At 62.9% G+C, this 19,329-nt stretch carries 21 protein-coding genes and 1 pseudogene; 10 read left to right on the top strand and 12 right to left on the bottom strand.

Annotated elements, in window-relative coordinates; translation table 11 throughout:
* On the bottom strand, window positions 1–1,180 hold a 1,180-nt coding region (locus C662_RS15225), incomplete at its 3' end, for a heavy metal sensor histidine kinase (RefSeq protein WP_002931013.1).
* A gap of 2 nt (window positions 1,181–1,182) precedes the next feature.
* Window positions 1,183–1,869 carry a heavy metal response regulator transcription factor gene (locus C662_RS15220; protein ID WP_002924878.1) on the bottom strand — a complete coding sequence of 229 codons (687 nt, stop codon included), beginning with the start codon at window positions 1,867–1,869 and terminating at the stop codon, window positions 1,183–1,185.
* Window positions 1,870–2,038: 169 nt separating this feature from the next.
* On the opposite strand from C662_RS15220, the gene C662_RS15215 reads away from it, so the two are divergent.
* The 7 genes from C662_RS15215 to C662_RS15185 all read left to right on the top strand — a co-directional run bounded on the left by C662_RS15215 (window position 2,039) and on the right by C662_RS15185 (window position 9,931).
* The gene (locus C662_RS15215) at window positions 2,039–2,377 is read left to right on the top strand and encodes a DUF4148 domain-containing protein (protein WP_002924873.1); all 339 of its coding nucleotides are present in this window, start codon (window positions 2,039–2,041) and stop codon (window positions 2,375–2,377) included.
* A 614-nt stretch (window positions 2,378–2,991) separates the two neighbouring features.
* Window positions 2,992–4,260: a TolC family protein gene (locus C662_RS15210; protein WP_002931011.1), complete on the top strand. Its 1,269-nt coding sequence runs from the start codon at window positions 2,992–2,994 to the stop codon at window positions 4,258–4,260.
* A 17-nt stretch (window positions 4,261–4,277) separates the two neighbouring features.
* Entirely contained in the window at window positions 4,278–4,841 is a 564-nt protein-coding gene (locus C662_RS15205) for a hypothetical protein (RefSeq protein ID WP_002931009.1), read from the top strand.
* On the top strand, window positions 4,838–5,950 hold the full coding sequence (locus C662_RS15200; protein WP_002931006.1) for an efflux RND transporter periplasmic adaptor subunit: 1,113 nt from the start codon (window positions 4,838–4,840) through the stop codon (window positions 5,948–5,950). Before C662_RS15205 ends, C662_RS15200 begins: the two co-directional genes overlap by 4 nt.
* A 15-nt stretch (window positions 5,951–5,965) precedes the next feature.
* Window positions 5,966–9,085 carry an efflux RND transporter permease subunit gene (locus C662_RS15195; RefSeq protein WP_002931004.1) on the top strand — a complete coding sequence of 1,040 codons (3,120 nt, stop codon included), beginning with the start codon at window positions 5,966–5,968 and terminating at the stop codon, window positions 9,083–9,085.
* Window positions 9,086–9,126: 41 nt separating this feature from the next.
* Window positions 9,127–9,513: a hypothetical protein gene (locus C662_RS15190; RefSeq protein ID WP_002931002.1), complete on the top strand. Its 387-nt coding sequence runs from the start codon at window positions 9,127–9,129 to the stop codon at window positions 9,511–9,513.
* Between the two features lie 64 nt (window positions 9,514–9,577).
* Window positions 9,578–9,931, top strand: coding sequence for a hypothetical protein (locus C662_RS15185; protein WP_002931000.1), 354 nt, complete (start codon window positions 9,578–9,580; stop codon window positions 9,929–9,931).
* Window positions 9,932–10,060: 129 nt separating this feature from the next.
* Here the strand turns inward: C662_RS15185 and C662_RS15180 are convergent, their stop codons facing one another.
* The 4 genes from C662_RS15180 to cadR (C662_RS15165) form a co-directional block, all read right to left on the bottom strand.
* On the bottom strand, window positions 10,061–10,717 hold the full coding sequence (locus C662_RS15180) for a DsbA family protein (protein ID WP_002930999.1): 657 nt from the start codon (window positions 10,715–10,717) through the stop codon (window positions 10,061–10,063).
* Window positions 10,714–11,139: a disulfide bond formation protein B gene (locus tag C662_RS15175; RefSeq protein WP_225433332.1), complete on the bottom strand. Its 426-nt coding sequence runs from the start codon at window positions 11,137–11,139 to the stop codon at window positions 10,714–10,716. The genes C662_RS15180 and C662_RS15175 overlap by 4 nt, the downstream gene beginning before the upstream one ends.
* A gap of 142 nt (window positions 11,140–11,281) precedes the next feature.
* Entirely contained in the window at window positions 11,282–11,746 is a 465-nt protein-coding gene (locus C662_RS15170; RefSeq protein ID WP_232433201.1) for a hypothetical protein, read from the bottom strand.
* Window positions 11,730–12,164 (bottom strand): Cd(II)/Pb(II)-responsive transcriptional regulator, encoded by a 435-nt coding sequence (cadR, locus tag C662_RS15165; protein ID WP_002930997.1) that lies wholly within the window; start codon window positions 12,162–12,164, stop codon window positions 11,730–11,732. The genes C662_RS15170 and cadR (C662_RS15165) overlap by 17 nt, the downstream gene beginning before the upstream one ends.
* 103 nt (window positions 12,165–12,267) lie before the next feature.
* Here cadR (C662_RS15165) and C662_RS15160 point away from each other — a divergent pair, with 103 nt between their 5' ends.
* Window positions 12,268–12,903, top strand: a complete 636-nt coding sequence (locus tag C662_RS15160; RefSeq protein ID WP_002930995.1) for a cation transporter — start codon at window positions 12,268–12,270, stop codon at window positions 12,901–12,903.
* Between the two features lie 318 nt (window positions 12,904–13,221).
* Here the strand turns inward: C662_RS15160 and C662_RS15155 are convergent, their stop codons facing one another.
* From C662_RS15155 to cadR (C662_RS15135), 5 genes are all read right to left on the bottom strand, one after another.
* Window positions 13,222–13,560, bottom strand: coding sequence for a YnfA family protein (locus C662_RS15155; RefSeq protein ID WP_002930993.1), 339 nt, complete (start codon window positions 13,558–13,560; stop codon window positions 13,222–13,224).
* Window positions 13,557–14,213, bottom strand: coding sequence for a DsbA family protein (locus C662_RS15150; protein ID WP_002930991.1), 657 nt, complete (start codon window positions 14,211–14,213; stop codon window positions 13,557–13,559). Before C662_RS15150 ends, C662_RS15155 begins: the two co-directional genes overlap by 4 nt.
* Window positions 14,210–14,635, bottom strand: coding sequence for a disulfide bond formation protein B (locus C662_RS15145; protein WP_002930989.1), 426 nt, complete (start codon window positions 14,633–14,635; stop codon window positions 14,210–14,212). The genes C662_RS15150 and C662_RS15145 overlap by 4 nt, the downstream gene beginning before the upstream one ends.
* A gap of 140 nt (window positions 14,636–14,775) precedes the next feature.
* Complete coding sequence (locus C662_RS15140) at window positions 14,776–15,084, bottom strand: hypothetical protein (RefSeq protein WP_198291907.1); 309 nt, start codon at window positions 15,082–15,084, stop codon at window positions 14,776–14,778.
* Window positions 15,085–15,223: 139 nt separating this feature from the next.
* Window positions 15,224–15,694 carry a Cd(II)/Pb(II)-responsive transcriptional regulator gene (cadR, locus tag C662_RS15135; protein WP_002930985.1) on the bottom strand — a complete coding sequence of 157 codons (471 nt, stop codon included), beginning with the start codon at window positions 15,692–15,694 and terminating at the stop codon, window positions 15,224–15,226.
* Window positions 15,695–15,807: 113 nt separating this feature from the next.
* Here cadR (C662_RS15135) and C662_RS15130 point away from each other — a divergent pair, with 113 nt between their 5' ends.
* Together C662_RS15130 and C662_RS15125 are read left to right on the top strand one after the other, a co-directional pair.
* A complete protein-coding gene (locus tag C662_RS15130) occupies window positions 15,808–18,093 on the top strand; it encodes a heavy metal translocating P-type ATPase (protein WP_083485772.1) in 2,286 nt (761 codons plus the stop codon).
* 49 nt (window positions 18,094–18,142) lie between these two features.
* Window positions 18,143–18,643, top strand: coding sequence for a hypothetical protein (locus tag C662_RS15125; RefSeq protein ID WP_002930980.1), 501 nt, complete (start codon window positions 18,143–18,145; stop codon window positions 18,641–18,643).
* Window positions 18,644–18,692: 49 nt separating this feature from the next.
* On the opposite strand, the pseudogene C662_RS15120 reads toward C662_RS15125, so the two are convergent.
* Window positions 18,693–18,914: pseudogene (locus C662_RS15120) on the bottom strand (ATP-binding protein); the annotation flags it as partial.
* Window positions 18,915–19,329: the final 415 nt, after the last annotated feature.

Raw genomic sequence — 19,329 nt, 5'->3', positions numbered from 1 at the left:
CCCGATAAAAGCGGTCGAATAGACGAGGCAAATGCTCCGGGGGGATGACAGGGCCCGTGTTGCTGACAGACAGGCAAATGCGGCCATCCGCGTCCTGCTTGATATCGACCTCGATTACCGATCCGCGCTCTGCAAAACGGGTCGCGTTGGCGAGCAGGTTCGATAGCGCACGCCTAACCAAACCAGCATCGACTGTGCCCATGCCGTCACCGCGTAAGCGCGCAGTCACGCCGGCCTCCTGCATTGACGCTTCGTGGAATTCGATGACCTCGGACACCAGTTCGGCCAGGCTATCCACACGGTGGCGACGGGCGCGCTCCCCGCGATCGGCCCGGGACAAGAACAACATGTCATTGACCAGCCCCGCTAAAAGTTGAAGATCCTCGAGGTTCGATCCGAGCACATCGCGCAGTTCGGCGACATCGCGCTGACGACTCAGAGCTAGCTCGGTCTCACCAATCAAGGTCGCCAGCGGTGTGCGCAGCTCGTGAGCGACATCGGCGTTGAACCCTTCCAGTTGTTGATATGCGCGGTTCAATCGAACCAGGAGCGCGTTGAATTGTGTGACCAACGGCTGAAGCTCCTGTGCCTGGGCGGAGCCGTCAAGCGGCTGTCCAACGCTTTCCGGGCTTAGGGCCGCTGCTTGTCGAGCCAGGTCGCGAACAGGCAAGAGCGCTCTACGAACGAGCCATGCGCCGCCCACTGAGATGGCCGCCGCTCCACCAAGGGCGCTCGCGAGTAGCGTCCAGGCCAACTGCTCCAAAAGCAGCGCGTCGGCGCTGCTGTCGAGCATCAATTCGGCGCGCAGCATGGTTGTGGGCGACCATGGCACGGAGATTTCGAACTCATCCCGCCGCAGGATTGCGCCGGGGCTTGAACGCGCCGGAGTTGCGTACAGAAGAGCGTCAGATCCCTGGATCAGCCGTAACTCGAGGTTGGCATGGCCCACAAAGAAGTCGTCGAGCTTGTGACGCAGGCTCGGCAACGCGTCCCGCGTTGCAATCTCGCCGACGAGATGGCGCACTATGTCCCGCTTGTGCCGCAGTTCGTCCGTCTGCTTGTTGGAGAGATTTAGACTCGCGCCCACGTAAACGATCGAGCAGACCAAGCCGAGCCCCAGCGAGGCCAGCACGGCGAGCCACCACGATAACCAGCGGCTAAGCGAACGCGGATTGCGCATTCTCAGGGCTTCCGGTCCTCAAGGACGTATCCCATGCCGCGCACGGTATGCAACAACTTCTTCTCGAAAGCGTCGTCGATCTTGCCGCGCAACCGGCGCACCGCAACTTCGACCACGTTCGTATTGCTGTCGAAATTCATGTCCCACACCTGCGCTGCGAGCGCGGTACGGGAAAGGACCTGCCCTTGCCGGCGCAGCAGCAACGTCAGCAACGTGAACTCCTTGGCGGTCAGGTCGAGGCGCTGCCCGGATCGTGACGCCTTGCGCCGAACCAGGTCGAGTTCGAGGTCCGCCAAACGGAGCACCGTTGAATCCTGGCTATCCGAGCGCAAGGCACCGCGCCGCAACAAGGCCTGCACGCGAGCGAGCAACTCGGACAGTGCAAACGGCTTCACCAGGTAATCGTCGGCACCCGCCTGCAGGCCTCTGACCCGATCCTCGACCTCGTCCCGCGCGGTCAGCATCAGGACGGGTACGTGTTTGCCCCGACGCAGTTCTTGCAAGACGGCATAGCCATCCAGCCCCGGAAGCATGACGTCGAGGAGGACGAGGTCGTAATGCCCTTCGGTCGCGAGATAGCGGCCATCCGTGCCGCTGTGCGCGACATCCACGATGTAATTGCTTTCGGTGAGCGCCCTGCGTAGGTATTCGGCGAGCTTGGGCTCGTCTTCCACAACCAGAATCTTCATGCAGCGATTATCGCGGAGATGCCGAAACCATCACATTACGAAATCGTAATCTGGCAGTTCGCGATTCGACGAGGATGGACCTTTAAAGTCCGCGACGTGTTCGGTGCAAGGCGACGCCAAGCGGCTTATGCCGAACGCCACCTCTCACGTTGAACGAAGGAGTCTCGTCATGTCGAAAACCCGCACCACTGCCCTTTTTTCGCTTCTTGCTGCCGTCCTTGTCGTTCCTGCGGCTGCGCAAGCCAGCTCGCTGTGGCATCCCGCTCCCGGCGAGCAGGGGTTCACGTTCCATCCGGATCACTCCACGAGCACGAAAACCCGCGCCGAGGTGTTGCGCGAGCTCGAACAGGCAAAGGCCGATGGCAGCTATTTCTACCTGCAGCGTGGCCTCGCGGTGCCCTCGCGTGCTTCCGGACCCGGCAAGACCCGTGCAGAAGTCCTCAAGGAGCTGGTCGACATGACCCCGACAGAGCGCGCGTACATGAATGAACTGTACAGAGGCTCCTGAAGCCACCTATCGGCGCGAGACGTCGGGCCGTCCAGGCGTTTCGCCCAGCAGGTTCTCGTAAAGCGCCGTTTGGTCTGCCCATTGGTACCGTCGCTGTCGACGATAGCAAATCCTTATTGATAGAATCCGCGCCATGCGTCGTTGGCTTGCGATTTTCCTCTTGATCCTGCTGCCTGCCCAACTGAGTTGGGCGGCGGTGGGCGATTACTGCGCGCACGAATCCGGTGCCGCAGCCAATCATTTTGGTCATCACGCGCATCGTCACACCGAAGATGCAAAAGGCAAGGAAAAAGGGGGCTTGACGAAGGGCGCACACACAGACTGCGCATCGTGCCAGGTGGTGGGCTCTTCAGCAGTAACGAGTGAGTCCAGCGCGCTATTCACACAGCATCAGGCATCCCTCCCCATCGGCGTCACACCTGGGTGCTCACTTGCGGAGCATCCCGCAGAGCCCGAACGCCCTAAATGGGCCCGCCCAGCCTGATCGGCAGGGCGGTCGCCTTCATTCCCTCTTGATGTTCCTACCGCTTTGAGCGGTAGCGTCACGCGTCCATTGCGATCGGTCCGATCGCCCTCTGCCGATTCCCCGTGTCTTTCCATCAACGGAGAATTGGATGTTTCAGCAACTTCATCTCAAATGGCTGCCTGCGCTAATGCTCGGCCTTGCCGTCAACGGTGTCTGGGCGCAGCAGCTGACCCCCCCGGCCCCAAGTGCCGCCCTATCCCTCAAGCACGCTTTCGAGGCAGCATGGGCACGCCAGCCTGAAGCGCTGTCGCTCACGACTCAACAGGAAGCGGCGCAGGCGCGCCGCGACAGTGCCAACAGTTGGTTTGTCGAACCGCCCGCCCTTGAGGTAGCCGGTAAGACCGATCAGTTGGACAGCAATCGCGGGAGCCGTGAGTACGAGGTCGGTATCGCGGTTCCGATCTGGCTGTCGGGCGAACGTTCGAGCACTGCAGCCCTCGCCACTGCCGAAATAGCTGCCACGGCGAGCCGGGCTCGCGGCGCGCAGTTGCGCACCGCTGCAGCGGTACGCACAGCATATTGGGATTGGCAACGCGCGCGTGTAGATGTGACGCTGGCGAGGGCGGGTCTCGCGAACGCCCGCGAACTGGCCGCCGACGTGGCCAAGCGCATCAAGGCGGGTGATCTGGCGCGCGCAGATCAGCATCAGGCCGACGGTGTCCAAGCTACAGCTGAAGCCGCCGTCGCCGAGGCAGAAAGCGCCCTTGCAGATGCTGCACAGCAGTTGCGCACGCTCACTGGAATCGGGCCAGAACGCTCATCCGGCGGGGTGTCTGCGCCGGAGCCCGTCCCGTCCGCTGCGACACCGACACAGATTCTTGAGACGGCGCACCCTGCAGTGGCCGAGCTGCGTGATCGGGTCGACGTTGCGCGGCGCACGATGACCCTTGCCAGCGTTCAGGGCCGCGCGAATCCGGAGTTGAGTGTCACGACCACCCGCGAACGCGGCGCATCGGGTGAATCCTGGGAACAGACAGTCACGCTGGGCTTGCGCATTCCGCTTGGTTCCGGTTCGCGCAGCCGGTCCCGCGTTGCAAGCGCCAATGCAGAGGCCATCGAGGCCGAGGCGCAACTGCAGATCGAACTCGAACGTCTGCTGGCCGAAACAGAGATGGCGCACCAGCGCGTCGAATCGAGACGGCAGCAGGTCGCCGCTGCTGAACGGCGCTCCGACCTCGCACAGGCGTCACGCGGCTTCTTCGAGAAGGCGTTCCGCCTCGGTGAGGCCGATCTGCCGACCCGTCTGCGCATCGAATTCGAGGCGGCCGAGGCCGAACGCGAGCGCGCGCGCGCGCGTATTGATCTGGCAGCCGCCATCTCGGCCCAGCGCCAAGCGTTGGGCCTGCTTCCCGAATGAATAACAGGATCCCCAAAATGAAATCCACTCATACCCTCGCGGCATGGAGCCTCGCTGCCGTGCTTGCCGGGCTTGCCCCGCAAACGCTGGCCGGTGACGGACACGACCATGGAGAAGCGCCCGCGACCACAGCGGGCCCGGCATTGCCGCGATTTACCGCCGTCTCGGAACTCTTCGAGCTGGTCGGCGTAGTGAATGGCAAGAACGTCACCGTCTATCTTGACCACTTCGCTGACAACAGTCCGGTCAAGGACGCAAAGGTCGATCTGGAACTCGATGGGAAGGCCGTTGCGCTCACGCCCCATGCCGACGGTGAGTTCGGGGCCACGCTCGAGGAGACGCTCAAGCCGGGTGTCGTCTCTGTCACGGCAACGGTGATTGCCGGCCAGGACGCCGATTTGCTCGCTGGTGAGCTCGACTTGCATGAGACCGCCGCCGAGGCGCACGAAGAGGTTGCCGAATTGGACATTAAACCCTACGCAATTGGGGCAGGCGCGGGGGGGCTTGTGCTAGGCCTCATCGGCTGGATTGTGCTTCGCAAGGGGAATTCGCGTAATCGCTCGACTGGAGGTGCCGCATGAAGCTGAGCGTACTGTTTGCTGCGCTGGCGCTGGTATCGGCCAGTGCCTCATGGAATGCCTTTGCTGGCGAAGGCCATGATCATGGCGATGAAGGTCCAGTTGTGGCAGGAGGCAATGGGCCACAACGGCAAGCCGATGGCAGTGTCTTTCTGCCAAAGCCGGCACAACGCCAGATCGGTGTTCGCACGTTGGTTACGGAAGCCGGCGAATTGCCGCGTACCACCGCGCTGGCCGGCAAGGTGGTCATGGACCCGAATGCCGGCGGAAAGGTGCAGGCCATGGTGGCTGGGCGCCTGGAGGCGGGCCCGCAGGGGTTGCCAAGCGTCGGTCAGGCCGTGAAGAAGGGGGTCGTGCTGGCTTACGTCAGTCCTTCGACGGACCAGATCGAGCGGTCTAACCAGATGGCGCAATTGGCCGAGCTGCACGCGGCCAGGGCCCTTGTGGAAAAGCGCCTCGCGCGTCTGAAGGAACTCGCCGACACGGTACCGCGCAAGGAGATCGAAGCGGCCGAAAGCGAGCTTGCCAGCCTGAAGGCTAGATCGAAAGCGATCGGTGGTGGCCTCAATGCCCGTGATGTCCTGACCGCACCCGTGAGCGGTGTGATCGCATCGACTAACGCCGTGTCAGGCCAGGTGGTCGATGCGCGCGAGCTCGTGTTCGAGATCGTCGACCCGAAGCGGCTGCGCGTCGAGGCGCTCTCCTATGATCCAGAAATGGCGGCGGATGTCGCCTCTGCAAGTCTTGCGGTCGGCGACCAGCGGATCCCGCTCACCTTCATCGGCGCCGCCCGCAGCCTGCGCGAGCAGGCCTTGCCACTCACCTTTGCAGCCGAAGGTGAAGCGCTGGCCTTTCTTGCCGTGGGGCAGCCGGTCGAGGTCTTCGTCCAGTCGCGCAGCACGCAGCAGGGTGTAAGCGTTCCCGCAGCATCGGTGCTGAAGAATTCGGCAAACCAAACCATCGTCTGGGTAAAGACGGCGCCCGAACGTTTCGAGTCCCGGACCGTCACGATCGCGCCGCTGGACGGTGTGAATATTGGGGTGACGTCCGGCCTCGAAGCCGGCGAGCGGGTCGCCTCCCGTGCCGCCACGCTGATCAACCAGATCCGCTGACGGGGAGTCTATCCGATGTTCAAGTGGCTACTCGACAACAGCCTTGGTAACCGGCTGCTGGTGATTATCGCCAGCCTGGTACTGATGGCCTACGGTGCGTTCACGCTTTCGCGAACACCCGTGGACGTATTTCCGGATCTCAACAAGCCGACGGTCACGATCATGACCGAAGCCGGCGGCATGGCGGCGGAGGAGGTCGAGCAACTCATCACCTTTCCGCTCGAGACCACCATGAATGGTTTGCCCGGCGTGGAGTCAGTGCGCTCTACCTCGAGCTCGGGGCTGTCCTTCATCTACGTGACCTTCGACTGGAGTACCGAGATTTTCCGCGCCCGGCAGATGGTGTCGGAACGCCTCTCAGCCATGGAGGAAGGGTTGCCTGAAGACGTGATTCCGCGCATGGGGCCGATCAGCTCGGTCATGGGCGAGATCATGCAGATCGCGATCCCGATCGACACGGCAAAGATCTCGCCGATGCAGGTCCGAGAGTATGCGGACTGGGTTCTTCGTCCGCGCCTGATGGCGATCCCCGGCATCGCGCAAGTCATCCCGATTGGCGGGGAGGTGCGGCAGTTCCAGGTTCAGCCCGACACCCGCCGTATGGCTGAGCTCGGTGTTTCGTTGGAGCAGTTGGAAGGGGCGATTCGAGGCTTCTCGTCGAACACCTCGGGGGGCTTTCTCGAACTGAACGGGCGCGAGTATCTCATCCGCCATCTCGGTCGGACCTCGAGCCTGGAGGATCTGAAGAACCTCGCGATCACTGCGCGAGATGGCCAGCCGATCCTGCTGCGTCAGATCGCATCCGTGACCTTCGCAGCGGCGCCCAAACGGGGGGATGCGGGCTTCGAGGGCAAACCGGCCGTCATTCTCGGCATTCAGAAGCAGCCTACGGCGGACACCATTCACCTGACTCGCTCGATCGAAACCGCGCTCGAAGAGATGAAGATATCGCTCCCGGCCGGGATGGATGCGCCGGAGGTGACCTTCCGGCAGGCGACTTTCATCGAGGCATCGATCAGCACGCTCAAGGGTAAGCTGATTGGCGCATCGGTGTTCGTTGCAGCAATCCTCTTCTTTTTTCTCGGCACCCTGCGCCCGACGATCATCGCGCTCACCGCGATTCCGGTGTCCATCTTCATGACGGCGTTGGTCTTCAAGTATTTCGGGCAGTCGATCAACACGATGACCCTTGGTGGTCTCGCGATTGCGATTGGCGGCTTGGTCGACGATGCGGTTGTGGGCGTAGAGAACGTGCTGCGCCGATTGAAGGAGGACCGCGCAAAGCATCACGACCATCGGCTTCACCCGATCGAACTCGTGGCGCGCGCAACGATGGAAGTGCGCTCGGCCATCCTTTACGCGACCATCATCATCGTGCTGGTGTTCTTGCCGCTGTTCGCGCTGCCTGGCATGGAGGGGCGGCTGTTCGTGCCGCTCGGCGTGGCGTTCATCGTCTCCACGCTCGCCTCGTTGGTCGTCTCGGTGACCGTGACGCCGGTGCTGTCCTTTTACCTGCTTCCCCGGATGAAGTCCCTCGATCACGGTGACACGCGCTTGCTCGCCTGGCTCAAGGCACGTTATCGCGGGGCGTTGCAGGGGGTGCTCGAGCACCCCAGGGCGGCCGTCACAGCGGGTGCGGTTGCGGTGGCAATTGCTGCCGCTGCGGTACCGTTCTTCCCCACGACCTTTCTGCCGCCGTTCAACGAAGGCACCTTGCTGATCGGCATGCGGCTCAACCCGGGCGTTACCCTGGCGGAGTCGACCGCGCTCGCGCAGCAAGCGGAAGTGCTCGTGAAACAGGTTCCCGAAGTGACGCACGTCGGGCGCCGAAGCGGGCGGGCCGAGCTTGACGAGCATGCGGAAGGTGTCCACGTCAGCGAGCTCGATGTGGGGCTGAAACCCGCCGGTGAGCTGAGCCGCTCAATGGGTGAGATCACCGCAGACATCCGGTCGCGACTGGTCAATCTGCCAGCTGCGATCGCGATCGGGCAACCGATCTCACATCGCATCGACCACATGCTGTCGGGCGTGCGCTCGCAGATCGCGATCAAAATCTTCGGCGAGGATCTCGACACCCTGCGCGGTCAGGCTGACCTATTGCGAACGCGGCTTGCCGCCATTCCGGGGCTCGCCGACCTGGAGATCGAGAAGCAAGTGCTCGCGCCGCAGATCAAGGTGCGGATCGACTATGCGGCCGCTGCCCGTTACGGGGTGCCGGCACCGCAGATTCTGGCCGCGCTGCAAAACCTCGTCGAGGGCGAGAAGGTCACCCAGATCGTCGAGGGTGGTCGACGGTTCGCATTGGTCGTTCGCCTACCGGAAACGGCGCGCTCGGTCGACGGGCTGGCTCAGATCCTGATCGAAACGCCGACCGGACATGTGCCCTTGTCGAAGCTGGCGTCGATCGAGGATGGTGACGGTCCGAACCAAGTGAGCCGGGACGACGGTAAGCGCCGCATCGTGCTTTCGGCCAATGCGCAACAGCGTCCGCTATCGGAGGTCGTCGAGGACATCCGTGCCGTCGTGGCCGACCTTAAGTTGCCCGAGGGCTACTTCATCACCCTCGGCGGGCAGTTCCAAGCTCAGGAAGAGGCATCCCGTTTAGTCGGGTTGCTTTCGATCATCTCACTCGTGCTGATGTTCGTCGTGCTTTACAGCCGCTACAAGTCGGTTCGACTCTCGGCGCTCATCATGGCGAACATTCCGCTCGCACTGGTCGGGGCGGTGATTGGACTGTGGATCTCCGGTCAGCCGTTGTCGGTGGCGGCACTCGTCGGCTTCATCACGCTTGCAGGTATTTCGGTGCGAAACGGCATCCTCAAGGTGAGCCATTACCTCAACCTGATGCGTATCGAGGGCGAGAGCTTCGACCACACGATGATCCTGCGGGGCTCGATCGAGCGCCTGTCGCCGGTGCTGATGACCGCACTGGTAACCGCGTTTGCGCTTGCACCGCTGCTGTTCGAGGCCGAGCGCCCGGGTACCGAGATTCTGCATCCGGTGGCCGTGGTGATCTTCTCGGGCCTCATCAGTTCGACCCTGCTGGATACCTTCCTTACCCCTGCAATGTTCTGGCTCTTCGGCCGCCGCGATGCAGAGAGTCTGCTCGACGATCGAAATGCCGAAGCATTCTGACGCTGCTTAACCCGCCTCATGCAAACCAGAAAGGAAAAACCATGAAGTTCTCAAAAGTCGTCGCCCTCGCTGCTCTCGTGTCTGTGGGCCCCACCTTTGCAGCCGACAAGCATGACCATGCTCACGAGCATGAATCGATGCATGGAGGCGTGGTGGTCGAGGTCAAGGATCTCGATCTCGAACTCGTTGCCAAGCCCGAGGTGATCCAGTTGCATCTTCGCGATCACGGCAAGCCTGTTGATGTGGCAAACGGCAGTGCCAAGCTCACGCTGCTGTCTGGCGCAAACAAGCAAGATGTCGAACTCAGGCCTGCAGGTGATCGACTCGAAGCCAAGGGTAGCTTCAAGGTCGGCGCCGGCACCAAGCTGGTCGCGGTTGTCACCCTTCCGGGCAAGCCTTCCACCACGGCACGCTTCACACTGAAGTGACTCCGCCCGACCGCCTGCGGCAACGGCGCGCAGGCGGTCACCTCAGGCGCTCGGCGGTAGCAAGATGAAAGCATTGATTGGGCCAGGACTGGCCTTGGTCGTCGCTGGTGGCTTGACCGGATGTGCGGCCGCCGTCGTGTATGAAGATAAGTACGCGCAGGGCGATGGCTGGCGCAAAGGTACTGTCGTCGAGATCGGCTTGGGCAAAGAGCTTCAACGGCCATCGTTCTATGACTGCAGAGATGAGACAGTCGGAGAGGCAAGTAACGTCACCTACGTGACAATCGCGTTCAAACGCAACGGCCATCCGTATGCGCGGACTGCGAGGCTGCCAGCTGAGCCGAAGTTGCAGGTGGGGGACAAGGTTTACGTGAACTTCAGGGACTGCACGGCAGCGATCCCGAAACGTAGTTCCTGATTTGCTCGGATCGGTCGAGCTCATCTGCGTTTTGTTCTCGGGCAAACCGGAGTCGTGCCTGTAAAGCTCGCCCCCGGTTTGCGGCCGCTGCTATCACGGAAAGCAGGCCAGCGAGCCCGAACGCTTCGATCACCGCTGTAATTTCCCCACTTCCTCGGCCACGAGGCGTGTGAGTTGTTCCGGACCGAAGCTGGGCAGACTGCGTCCGTTGACAAAGAAGGTCGGCGTCTTGCTGACCTGCAACGCGGTCAGATCCTCGATGTCCTGCGCGAGCACGGCCTGGATCTCGGGCGTTTCCATGTCCTGCCGGGCGCGTTCCATGTCCAGGCCGGCCCGAGCGGCTGCTTCGAAGGCGATGCCGATGTTGGGCGCCGCGTGGTCGGCCCACTCGGGCTGTGCGGCCAGCAGCGCCTCGAGCACCGGGGTATAGAGTCCCTGCTTGCGCGCAGCCTCGATCAGTTTCACCACCTGGTCCGAGCCGTGATGGAAGGGTGCATAGCGCAGCGCAAGCCGAACCTTGTCCGGATGCTGGGCCATGATCTGCTTGACGATCGGATAGAAGGCGCGGCAGGTCTCGCAGGCGGGATCGAAGAACTCGACGATGGTGACCGGCGCGTTCTGCGGCCCGATGATCGGGGTATGCATCCGCACGAGGCGGCTTCCTTCCACAGCGATGCGCGTGTCCTGTTCGGCCTGTGTGCGGTCGCGATAGGCATCCATGCCGAAGTAAAAGGCCAGGCCGAGGATCAGCAACACGGCGAGTGCCAGGAGTTTTCGTGTGTTCATTTACGGGTCCTTATCAGATAAATCGTCAAGGCGGCGGCGATGGCGAGGAAGGCCGCCAGCGATAGCCAGGGAATCTGGATGTCGCCAAGGATGACCAGGGCTTGCTGGCTGCACGAGGGGCCAGTGCCGCACGGCACCCACCACTGTGGCACCCAGCCGGCGATCAGTGCGCTGTGATAGGCGGCCAGCGCGAGACCAGCGAGCGCGAATGGGAGCGCATACACCGCACCGCGCCGGTCCTCGGCGAACACGGCCATGCCCAGAATGAGGGCGAGCGGGAACATGGCGATCCGCTGGTACCAGCACAGCACGCAGGGCGTCATGCCCATCACTTCACCGATGAAGAGCGCGCCCAGCGTGGATACCAGAGCCACGGCCCAGGCGGCCATCAGCCACCACCATTGGGTTCGTTTGTCGTGCATCGAGTCGATCTCGAGGGTTGGTTCCCAGGCTTCGGGAGGGGCGGACGCCATAGGCAGTGCCCGGACGTCCGCAATGGAGCACACCGCCGCTACCGTGCGGCGCGCACTCGAAGAAGAGGGGAAGACAGGGGTGGGCTGCCGCTCAGGCAGCGAGGCGCCACTTGGGGCGTTCAGGCTCGGTGACCAGCGCAGACGCGTTGAAGTCCCGCCCGGCGTCGACGAGGACATGGCCCAGTCCTGTCAATGGCAGACGACCCGCATCGAGCAGTGCAGCGCTCGCAAGGATCTGGCAGAAACCGCAGTCGGCGTGAAGCTGCCCTTTCATCCCTTCATCGCCTTCATCCACCTGACAGGTATGTGGATGGTGGTCGCCGTGGCTGGTCGCGAAACCGGCCGATTCCAAGCAGTACGCCTCCAGGCCCGCCGACGCGAACTGAAGCGGAACGAGCAGCAGGAAGAAAATGGCAAGCCAACGGTGCATGGGCGACGATTTTAACCCCAGCCCGTTGGCTGACGGCGCATATCGCGACCATGAACGTACCGGAGCGCTGGCACCCCACATTGTGGTCACTCCGCCACCGAACCGCAGATCATTGCGCATGCTCATCGTGGCACACACAGACATCCCCCCGCGTCGGCGCCTCGAGCTCATGCAGGATGCCGCATTGCGCCGCACGATCGGGTGCACAGCACTGGCTGCGCAGGGCGACGAGTTGGCGCTCGAGCATTTGCAGGGTGTCGAGACGCGCGCGGACACGGGTGAGTTGGGTGTCGATCAACGCGTCGACCTCAGCACAGTCGGTTGTGGGGTCGTCCACGAAGCGCAGCAGCTGCGCGACGTCGGCCAAGGCAATGTCCAGTGCCCGGCAGTGGCGGATGAACGCGAGGCGCTCAAGGTGCCCACCCGCGTAGGCCCGATATCCATTGGGGCTGCGGGAAGGCGCCGGGAGCAGACCGATCCGTTCGTAGTAGCGGATGGTTTCGGCCTCGACGTGCGCGGCCTTGGCCAATTCACCGATCTTCATCGCCTGCATCTCCTCATTGCGACCGCCCAACAGCTTAACCGCTTGACCCTGTAGTGGCTACAGGGTGTGTGATGCACCCCTCGCCCACGTTAAGGAGAAAACCATGGCCGGCTGTTGTTCCCACTCCACCTGCGATGCCAGCGCAGCGAGCCCGCGCTTGCGCCTGGCACTGTGGATTGCATTGATCGTGAATGCGGTGATGTTCCTGGTCGAATTCTTCGCCGGCCTTGCAGTCGGTTCGGTCGCCCTGTGGGCCGACGCCCTCGATTTCGCAGGAGATGCCGCCAACTATGCGCTGTCGCTGACGGTGCTGTCTTGGGGATTGATATGGCGGGCACGCGCGGCCTTGCTCAAGGGCGTGGCGATGGTGCTTTTCGGCGCCGTTGTAATGGCACGCGCCCTGTGGGCCTTCCAGCACGGCGTGACGCCTGAGCCGATCACGATGGGCGTGGTCGGCATCCTCGCACTGCTCGCCAACGCAGGGGTGGCGATGATGTTGTATCGCTTTCGCGCGGGCGACGCGAACATGCGTTCGGTATGGCTGTGCAGCCGCAACGATGCGATCGGCAATCTCGCGGTGATCCTGGCGGCGGCAGGCGTCTTCGGTACCGGAAGCGCGTTGCCGGACCTTGTCGTTGCACTGGTGATGTCCGGGCTCGCGCTGTGGTCGGGGCTTGTCATCGTCGCTCACGCCCGGCGCGACATCGGCGACGCACGACAAGTCCATCAGAAGGGATGAGGACAGCGGAGCGACGTGCTTGAGGCAATGACAGCTTTCGAGGCCCAGCGGCCATCAGGATGGCTGCATTGTGGAGAGGAGGACGGGCAGCTGATGGCCGGACTGAGACTTCCAGTTCACACCTGCGCGGGAGCGCGGCAAGCCGACTGCGGCTGTCTCGACCCGACCCTGACCCGACGGTCGCCGAAACGAAGGCGCCATGACTCCTTCCCAAGCGAAGCCGCCGTTCGAGCGACAGGTCTGCCGAATGGCCGAACGAGGGCCACTGGCCGATGGTATCCGCCTGGGGAACCTCGGTCAGAAACAGCGAGCCTCCTCTCAAGGAGAGGCAGCGGGCTGCAGTGCAATGATGGCCATGCCAACAAGCGCGACGCCGGCGCCCGCGATATCCCAGCGGGTCAGTGCAATGCCATCGATGATGCGCAACCATAGCAGCGCGACCGCGATGTACATGCCGCCGTAGGCGGCATAGGTTCGACCGGCCGCCGTCGGGTGCAGCGTGAGCAGCCAGGCGAAGGCGGCCAGCGACAGCGCTGCGGGCACGAGCAGCCAGGCACTTCGGTCCTGCTTCAACACCAGCCAGGGGAGATAGCAGCCGACGATCTCGGCCACGGCCGTCAAGGCGAACAGGCCGGCGAGCTTGAAGAATTCGATCAAGGCTGTACCTTGGCCACTTCCTCCGCCACCAGACGCGCGAGTTGCTCCGGGCCGAAACTGGGCAGGCTGCGTGCATTGACGAAGAAGGTCGGCGTCTTGCTAACCCGCAGCGCGGTCAGGTCCTCGATGTCCTGTGCGAGCACCGCCTGAATCTCGGGCGTCTCCATATCCTGCCGGGCACGACCCATGTCCAGGCCGGCGCGCGCCGCTGTTTCGAAGGCAATGCCGATGTTGGGCGCCGCATGGTCGGCCCACTCCGGTTGCGCGGCCAGCAGCGCTTCGAGCACCGGGGTATAGAGCCCCTGCTTGCGCGCCGCCTCCATCAGTTTCACAACCTGGTCCGAGCCGTGGTGGAAGGGCGCATAGCGCAGCGCGAGTCGGACCTTACCCGGATGCTGGGCCATGATCTGCTTGACGATCGGATAGAAGGCGCGGCAGGTCTCACAGGCGGGGTCGAAGAATTCGACGATGGTGACCGGCGCGTTCTGCGGCCCGATGATCGGGGTGTGCATTCTTACAAGGCGGCTTTTCCCCACGTCGACGCGGGCGTCCTGATCGGCCTGCGTGCGGTCGCGATAGGCATCCGTGCCGAAGTAGAAAGCCAGGCCGAGAATCAGCAGCACAGCAAGTGCCAACAGTTTTCTTGTGTTCATGTACGGGTCCTTTTCAGATAGATCGTCAGGGTGGCGGCGATGGTGAGGAAGGCCGCCAACGACAGCCAGGGGATCTGGATGTCGCCAAGGATGACCAGGGCCTGCTGGCTGCACGATGGGCCGGTACCGCAGGGCACCCACCACTGCGGCACCCAGCCCGCAATCAGCGCGCTGTGATAGGCCGCCAGGGCAAGGCCAGCGAGCACGAACGGCATCGCATACACCGCGCCGCGCCGGTCCTCTGCGAACACGGCCATGCCCAGGATGAGGGCGAGGGGGAACATGGCGATCCGCTGGTACCAGCACAGCACGCAGGGCGTCATGCCCATGACTTCGCCAATGAAAAGTGCGCTCAGGGTCGCGGTGAGCGCGACGATCCAGGCGGCCAGCAGCCACCACCAGTGTGATTTTTTGTCATGCATTGAATTGAACTCTGTCGCGGCGATCGAGATTGCGGGGCCTCGGCGGGGCCGCCGTTACGAAGGCGGATGCCCAACATTGCACGTGGCCGCAGTCCTGCGGCACGTGCGTCACACAAGGACGTGCGGGACGATGCTGCCGATCAGGCAGCGCAGCGCCATTTAGGGCGTTCGGGCTCGGACGTCGGTGCGGACTTGCCAAGGGCGTGCGGCACATCGGCGAAGATCCTGCTCGAGTCATAGGTGGCGAGGCAGCACGCATCGCGCAAGGCGGCGGTCGCCACCTGACAGAGACCGCAGTCCGGGTGGAGCGTCGGACCCGGCTCACCGGGTGATTCGTCGCCTTGGTGGCCGTGTTGATGATGCCCAAGGTGGGGCGTCGTGGCGCCGGACTCGTGCTGGCAATAGACGCTCACGCCCGCCCAGGCGAGCTGGAGGGGCATGATGAGCATGAGAAGAACAGCAAGCCATCGGCGCATTGGGCACGGATTGTAACCGTTACGGGGTGGCCATTCGACGGGGTGCGCTCACTCGCAGGACGCAGCGTCTGGCGACCATTGGTCCTTATCGTCCCCTGGTCGAGGCCCGAGATCAGTGTTCTGGATGAGGGGTGCAGGGACCGCGATGGGCGCCGCGCACGTGCATCGCTTCGTTCTGTGCCTCATGGCGTGGAAGCTGTGACAACTCGTTCAGGATGCCGCAGTGGGCTGCGTCGCCGGCTTCGTTGCACTGCGCGCGCAGGCCCTTCAGTTGTCGCTCCAGCCCGCGAAGCTCCCGGATGCGGGCGGCAACGTGGCCGATGTGCTTCTCGAGCAGGGTATTCACGTCTTCGCAGTTTTCTGCCGGTGCGTCCTTGAAGCGCAGCAGGACGCGGATCTCATCGAGCGTCATGTCCAATGATCGGCAATGGCGGATGAACGACAAACGTTCGACGTGGATACCCTCGTAGATGCGGAAATTGCCATCGGTACGCGCAGGGGTTGGCAGCAAGCCTTCACGCTCGTAGTAACGAACTGTCTCGACCTGGGTGCTCGTGACACGCGCCAATTCGCCGATTTTCATGTTGCGCCGCCTCACGTGGTGTACATGCAAATGATTGCTCGATTCTAAACGCTTGACTCTGTAGCGACTACAGATTGTTCAATGGCTGCGTGTCGTGAAGCAAGGAGTCGAACATGAACGAACGTAGTGGCGGCAGTTGCGGATGCGCCAAGCCGTCGCAACCGCAGGCCCTCTCGTCAGCCCAGGGTGCCCCTGCGGCAGCGCTTCCCGCGCGGGAGGCGCTCTGGCGTGCCGATGGATCTGTCCTCCCTTTGACGGAGCCTGAGCAACCGAGCGTGACGGGTTCGCCCGTGCTGCACACCACACTCAATATTGCTGGAATGGACTGCCCGACTGAGGAGGCATTGATCCGGAGCACGCTCTCGGGCTTGGCCGGCGTGGCTGCGCTGGATTTCAATCTCGTCCAGCGGCGGCTGACCGTCACGCATCACGCGGGAGCGTTGGATGCGGTCCTCTCCGCCCTGGAATCGATTGGTCTTGAGGGAACGGTCCATGGCGATGGCAAGGAAAACGCCGCCGCCCAGGCCGAATCCACACCAACGGGGCGGTGGTGGCCGATGGCGCTGGCTGGTGCGACGGCGACATTGGCCGAGGCTATGTCCTGGCTCAACGGTAGCGACCACTGGATCGTTCTTGCGCTTGCGCTGGTGTCGATCGTGAGCGGCGGCCTGGCGACCTATAAGAAAGGCTGGATCGCGCTCCGGCATCTTAATCTCAACATCAATGCCCTCATGTCGATTGCCGTGACCGGAGCGATGCTTATCGGACACTGGCCGGAAGCGGCAATGGTGATGTTCCTCTTCACGCTGGCCGAGGCGATCGAGGCGAAGTCGCTCGACCGGGCACGCAATGCGATTCGGGGCCTGATGGAACTCGCGCCTGACACCGCGACCGTGCGCCAGGCCGATGGAAGCTGGGTGCCCATGCCGGCTGGGGCCGTCCTCCTTGAGGCTGTGGTGCGCGTGCGTCCTGGTGAGCGGATCGCGCTCGATGGGGTGGTGACCAGCGGGCGTTCGACCGTCAACCAGGCGCCCATTACTGGCGAGAGCCTGCCGGTGGACAAGGCCGAGGGCGACACCGTTTTCGCGGGCACGATCAACGCGGCGGGGTCATTCGAATATCGCGTCACGGCCGAGGCGAACCATTCCACCTTGGCGCGCATCATCCATGCGGTCGAGTCCGCCCAAGGTAGCCGCGCCCCAACCCAGCGCTTTGTCGATCGATTCGCCCAGATCTACACCCCGGTCGTGTTTGCCGTGGCGCTGCTGGTGGCGATCGTCCCGCCGCTGATGCTTGGCGGAATATGGATGGATTGGATCTACAAGGCTTTGGTGCTGCTGGTGATCGCCTGCCCGTGCGCACTGGTGATCTCGACGCCGGTGACCATCGTCAGCGGACTCGCTGCGGCGGCACGCAAGGGGATTCTCATAAAGGGCGGGGCTTATCTGGAGGAGGGTCGAAAGCTCACTACGCTGGCCCTGGACAAGACCGGCACGATCACGTGGGGAAAGCCAGTCCGGACAGATTTCATGACGCTGAGGGGCGATGCGAGCGAGGCATATGTCCTCGCGGCAAGCTTGGCCGTGCGCTCCGACCACCCGGTCTCGCTTGCGGTCGCCCGTCCTGTGGACGGTCAGGAATGGCCGCTACGCGAGGTACTCGAGTTCGCCGCGATTCCGGGCCGTGGCGTGCGCGGCCGCATTGACGGAGAGGTCTATCAGCTCGGCAATCATCGCCTGATCGAGGAGCTTGGATTGTGCGCCCCCGCCATCGAGGAATCGCTTGAGAAATATGAGCGCCAGGGCAAGACGGCCGTGCTCCTGGCAGACCCACGCGGGGTGCTGGCGCTCTTCGCCGTTGCCGATACTCTGCGTGAGACGAGCCGTCAGGCGATCGCAGAACTGCACGCGCTGGGCGTGAAAACGTTGATGCTGACTGGCGACAACGCGCACACCGCCGAAGCCATCGCACGTGAGGTGGGAATCGACGAGGCCAGGGGTAACCTCTTGCCTGAAGACAAGCTCGGGGCGATCGAGTCGCTGCTGAAGCGGCAGGAGGGCGGCAAGGTCGGTATGGTGGGCGACGGCATCAACGACGCGCCCGCGCTGGCTCGCGCGGACATCGGCTTCGCGATGGGGGCGGTCGGCACGGACACGGCGCTCGAGACGGCGGATGTGGCACTGATGGACGACGACTTACGCAAGATCCCCGCGTTCGTGCGCCTATCGCGTGCTACGTCCCATGTGCTAATACAAAACATCGTGGTGGCCCTTGGCATCAAGGCGGTGTTTCTGCTGCTCACGGTTACCGGGCAAGCCACAATGTGGATGGCAGTCTTCGCAGACGTGGGGGCAAGCTTGATCGTGGTGGCGAACGGGCTCCGTTTATTGAGGCGCTAGGAACGACGACATCCGAGGACGATTCTTCGGTAATCAAGGAGAGGGTGAAATGAAGAGGACGACTTTGATCGCAGCTCTGGTGGCGAGCGGCTTTTCGGTGATGCCGTTGATGGCCCAGCAGACAGCGACCCCGCCTGAGCAAGGCGGGCAAATGCAGCAGGCACCCGATGTTGCCGAGTTTGACAAGCAGATGGCACAAATGCAGGAGAACATGCAGCGGATGCAGGAACAGATGGAAAAGATCGGCCGGACCTCCGACCCGCAGGAGCGGCAGAAGCTACTGCAGGAGCACTGGGAAACGATGCAAAACGGCATGACGACGATGCACGGCATGTGGGGGCCCGGCATGATGGGCTGCTGTTCAGGCGACACGATGATGGGTGGCCACATGATGGGATGGCGTGGCATGGGAGATTATTATTCCAAGCTCACGCCCGATCAGCTGAAGCAGCGCCAGTACATGATGAATCGGTACATGGGCATGCAGCAGCAGATGATGGATCATATGATGCAACGTCAGAACTACATGTGGATGCAACCGCCACGGTAAGGGAGCGCACGCGACATCGTCGAGTCCCAGGCGCGGCGTAGCGCGAATGCTACCTGTCGAGCGATACGCCGTTTCTCTCGCTCGACTCAAATACGCTAAAGCCGACGGTCGTCGTGCCGGCAGCCGAGCGAACAAATCCAGTGCCGCCGTGCATACGCGCGATCGCGGCGACGATTGCCAGCCCAAGCCCGTAGTTGTTGTCGCCGTGCTCACGGGCCCGATCGACTCGATAGAAGCGGTCGAACAGGCGCGGCAGATGTTCGGCGCCAACAGGTGCCTTGACCGGATGTGCGACGTCCATCGTGCACGAGGGCAGTTATGCAGAGCGGGATGGGAGGTGGCGCAAAGGGACGGTCGTAGAGATCGGTTCGGCCGACGATTTGAAGCGGCCGTCGTTCTATGACTGCAGAGCCGAGGCGTCCGAACCGGAAAGTGACACTATCTCCGTGACGATCGCTTTTAGACGCAATGGTCACCCGTATGCGCGCACTGCATGCTGCCTGCCGAGCAAAGATTGCAAGTCGGCTGTCAAGCGACACGAATGAGTCAATGCGGGGGTCAATTTACGGTGTTGCCTGACATGGGCGACAAGGTCTACCCGAATTTCAAGCATTGCGCAGCGCCGATCGTGAAACGCAGATCCTGAGCATTTGCTTGAGGACGAGGCCTTATTTGCTCTTCGTATT

The sequence above is a fragment of the Thauera sp. 28 genome (assembly GCF_000310145.2).
GTDB lineage: Bacteria > Pseudomonadota > Gammaproteobacteria > Burkholderiales > Rhodocyclaceae > Thauera > Thauera mechernichensis.
This window is presented reverse-complemented; position numbering and strand designations above follow the sequence as displayed.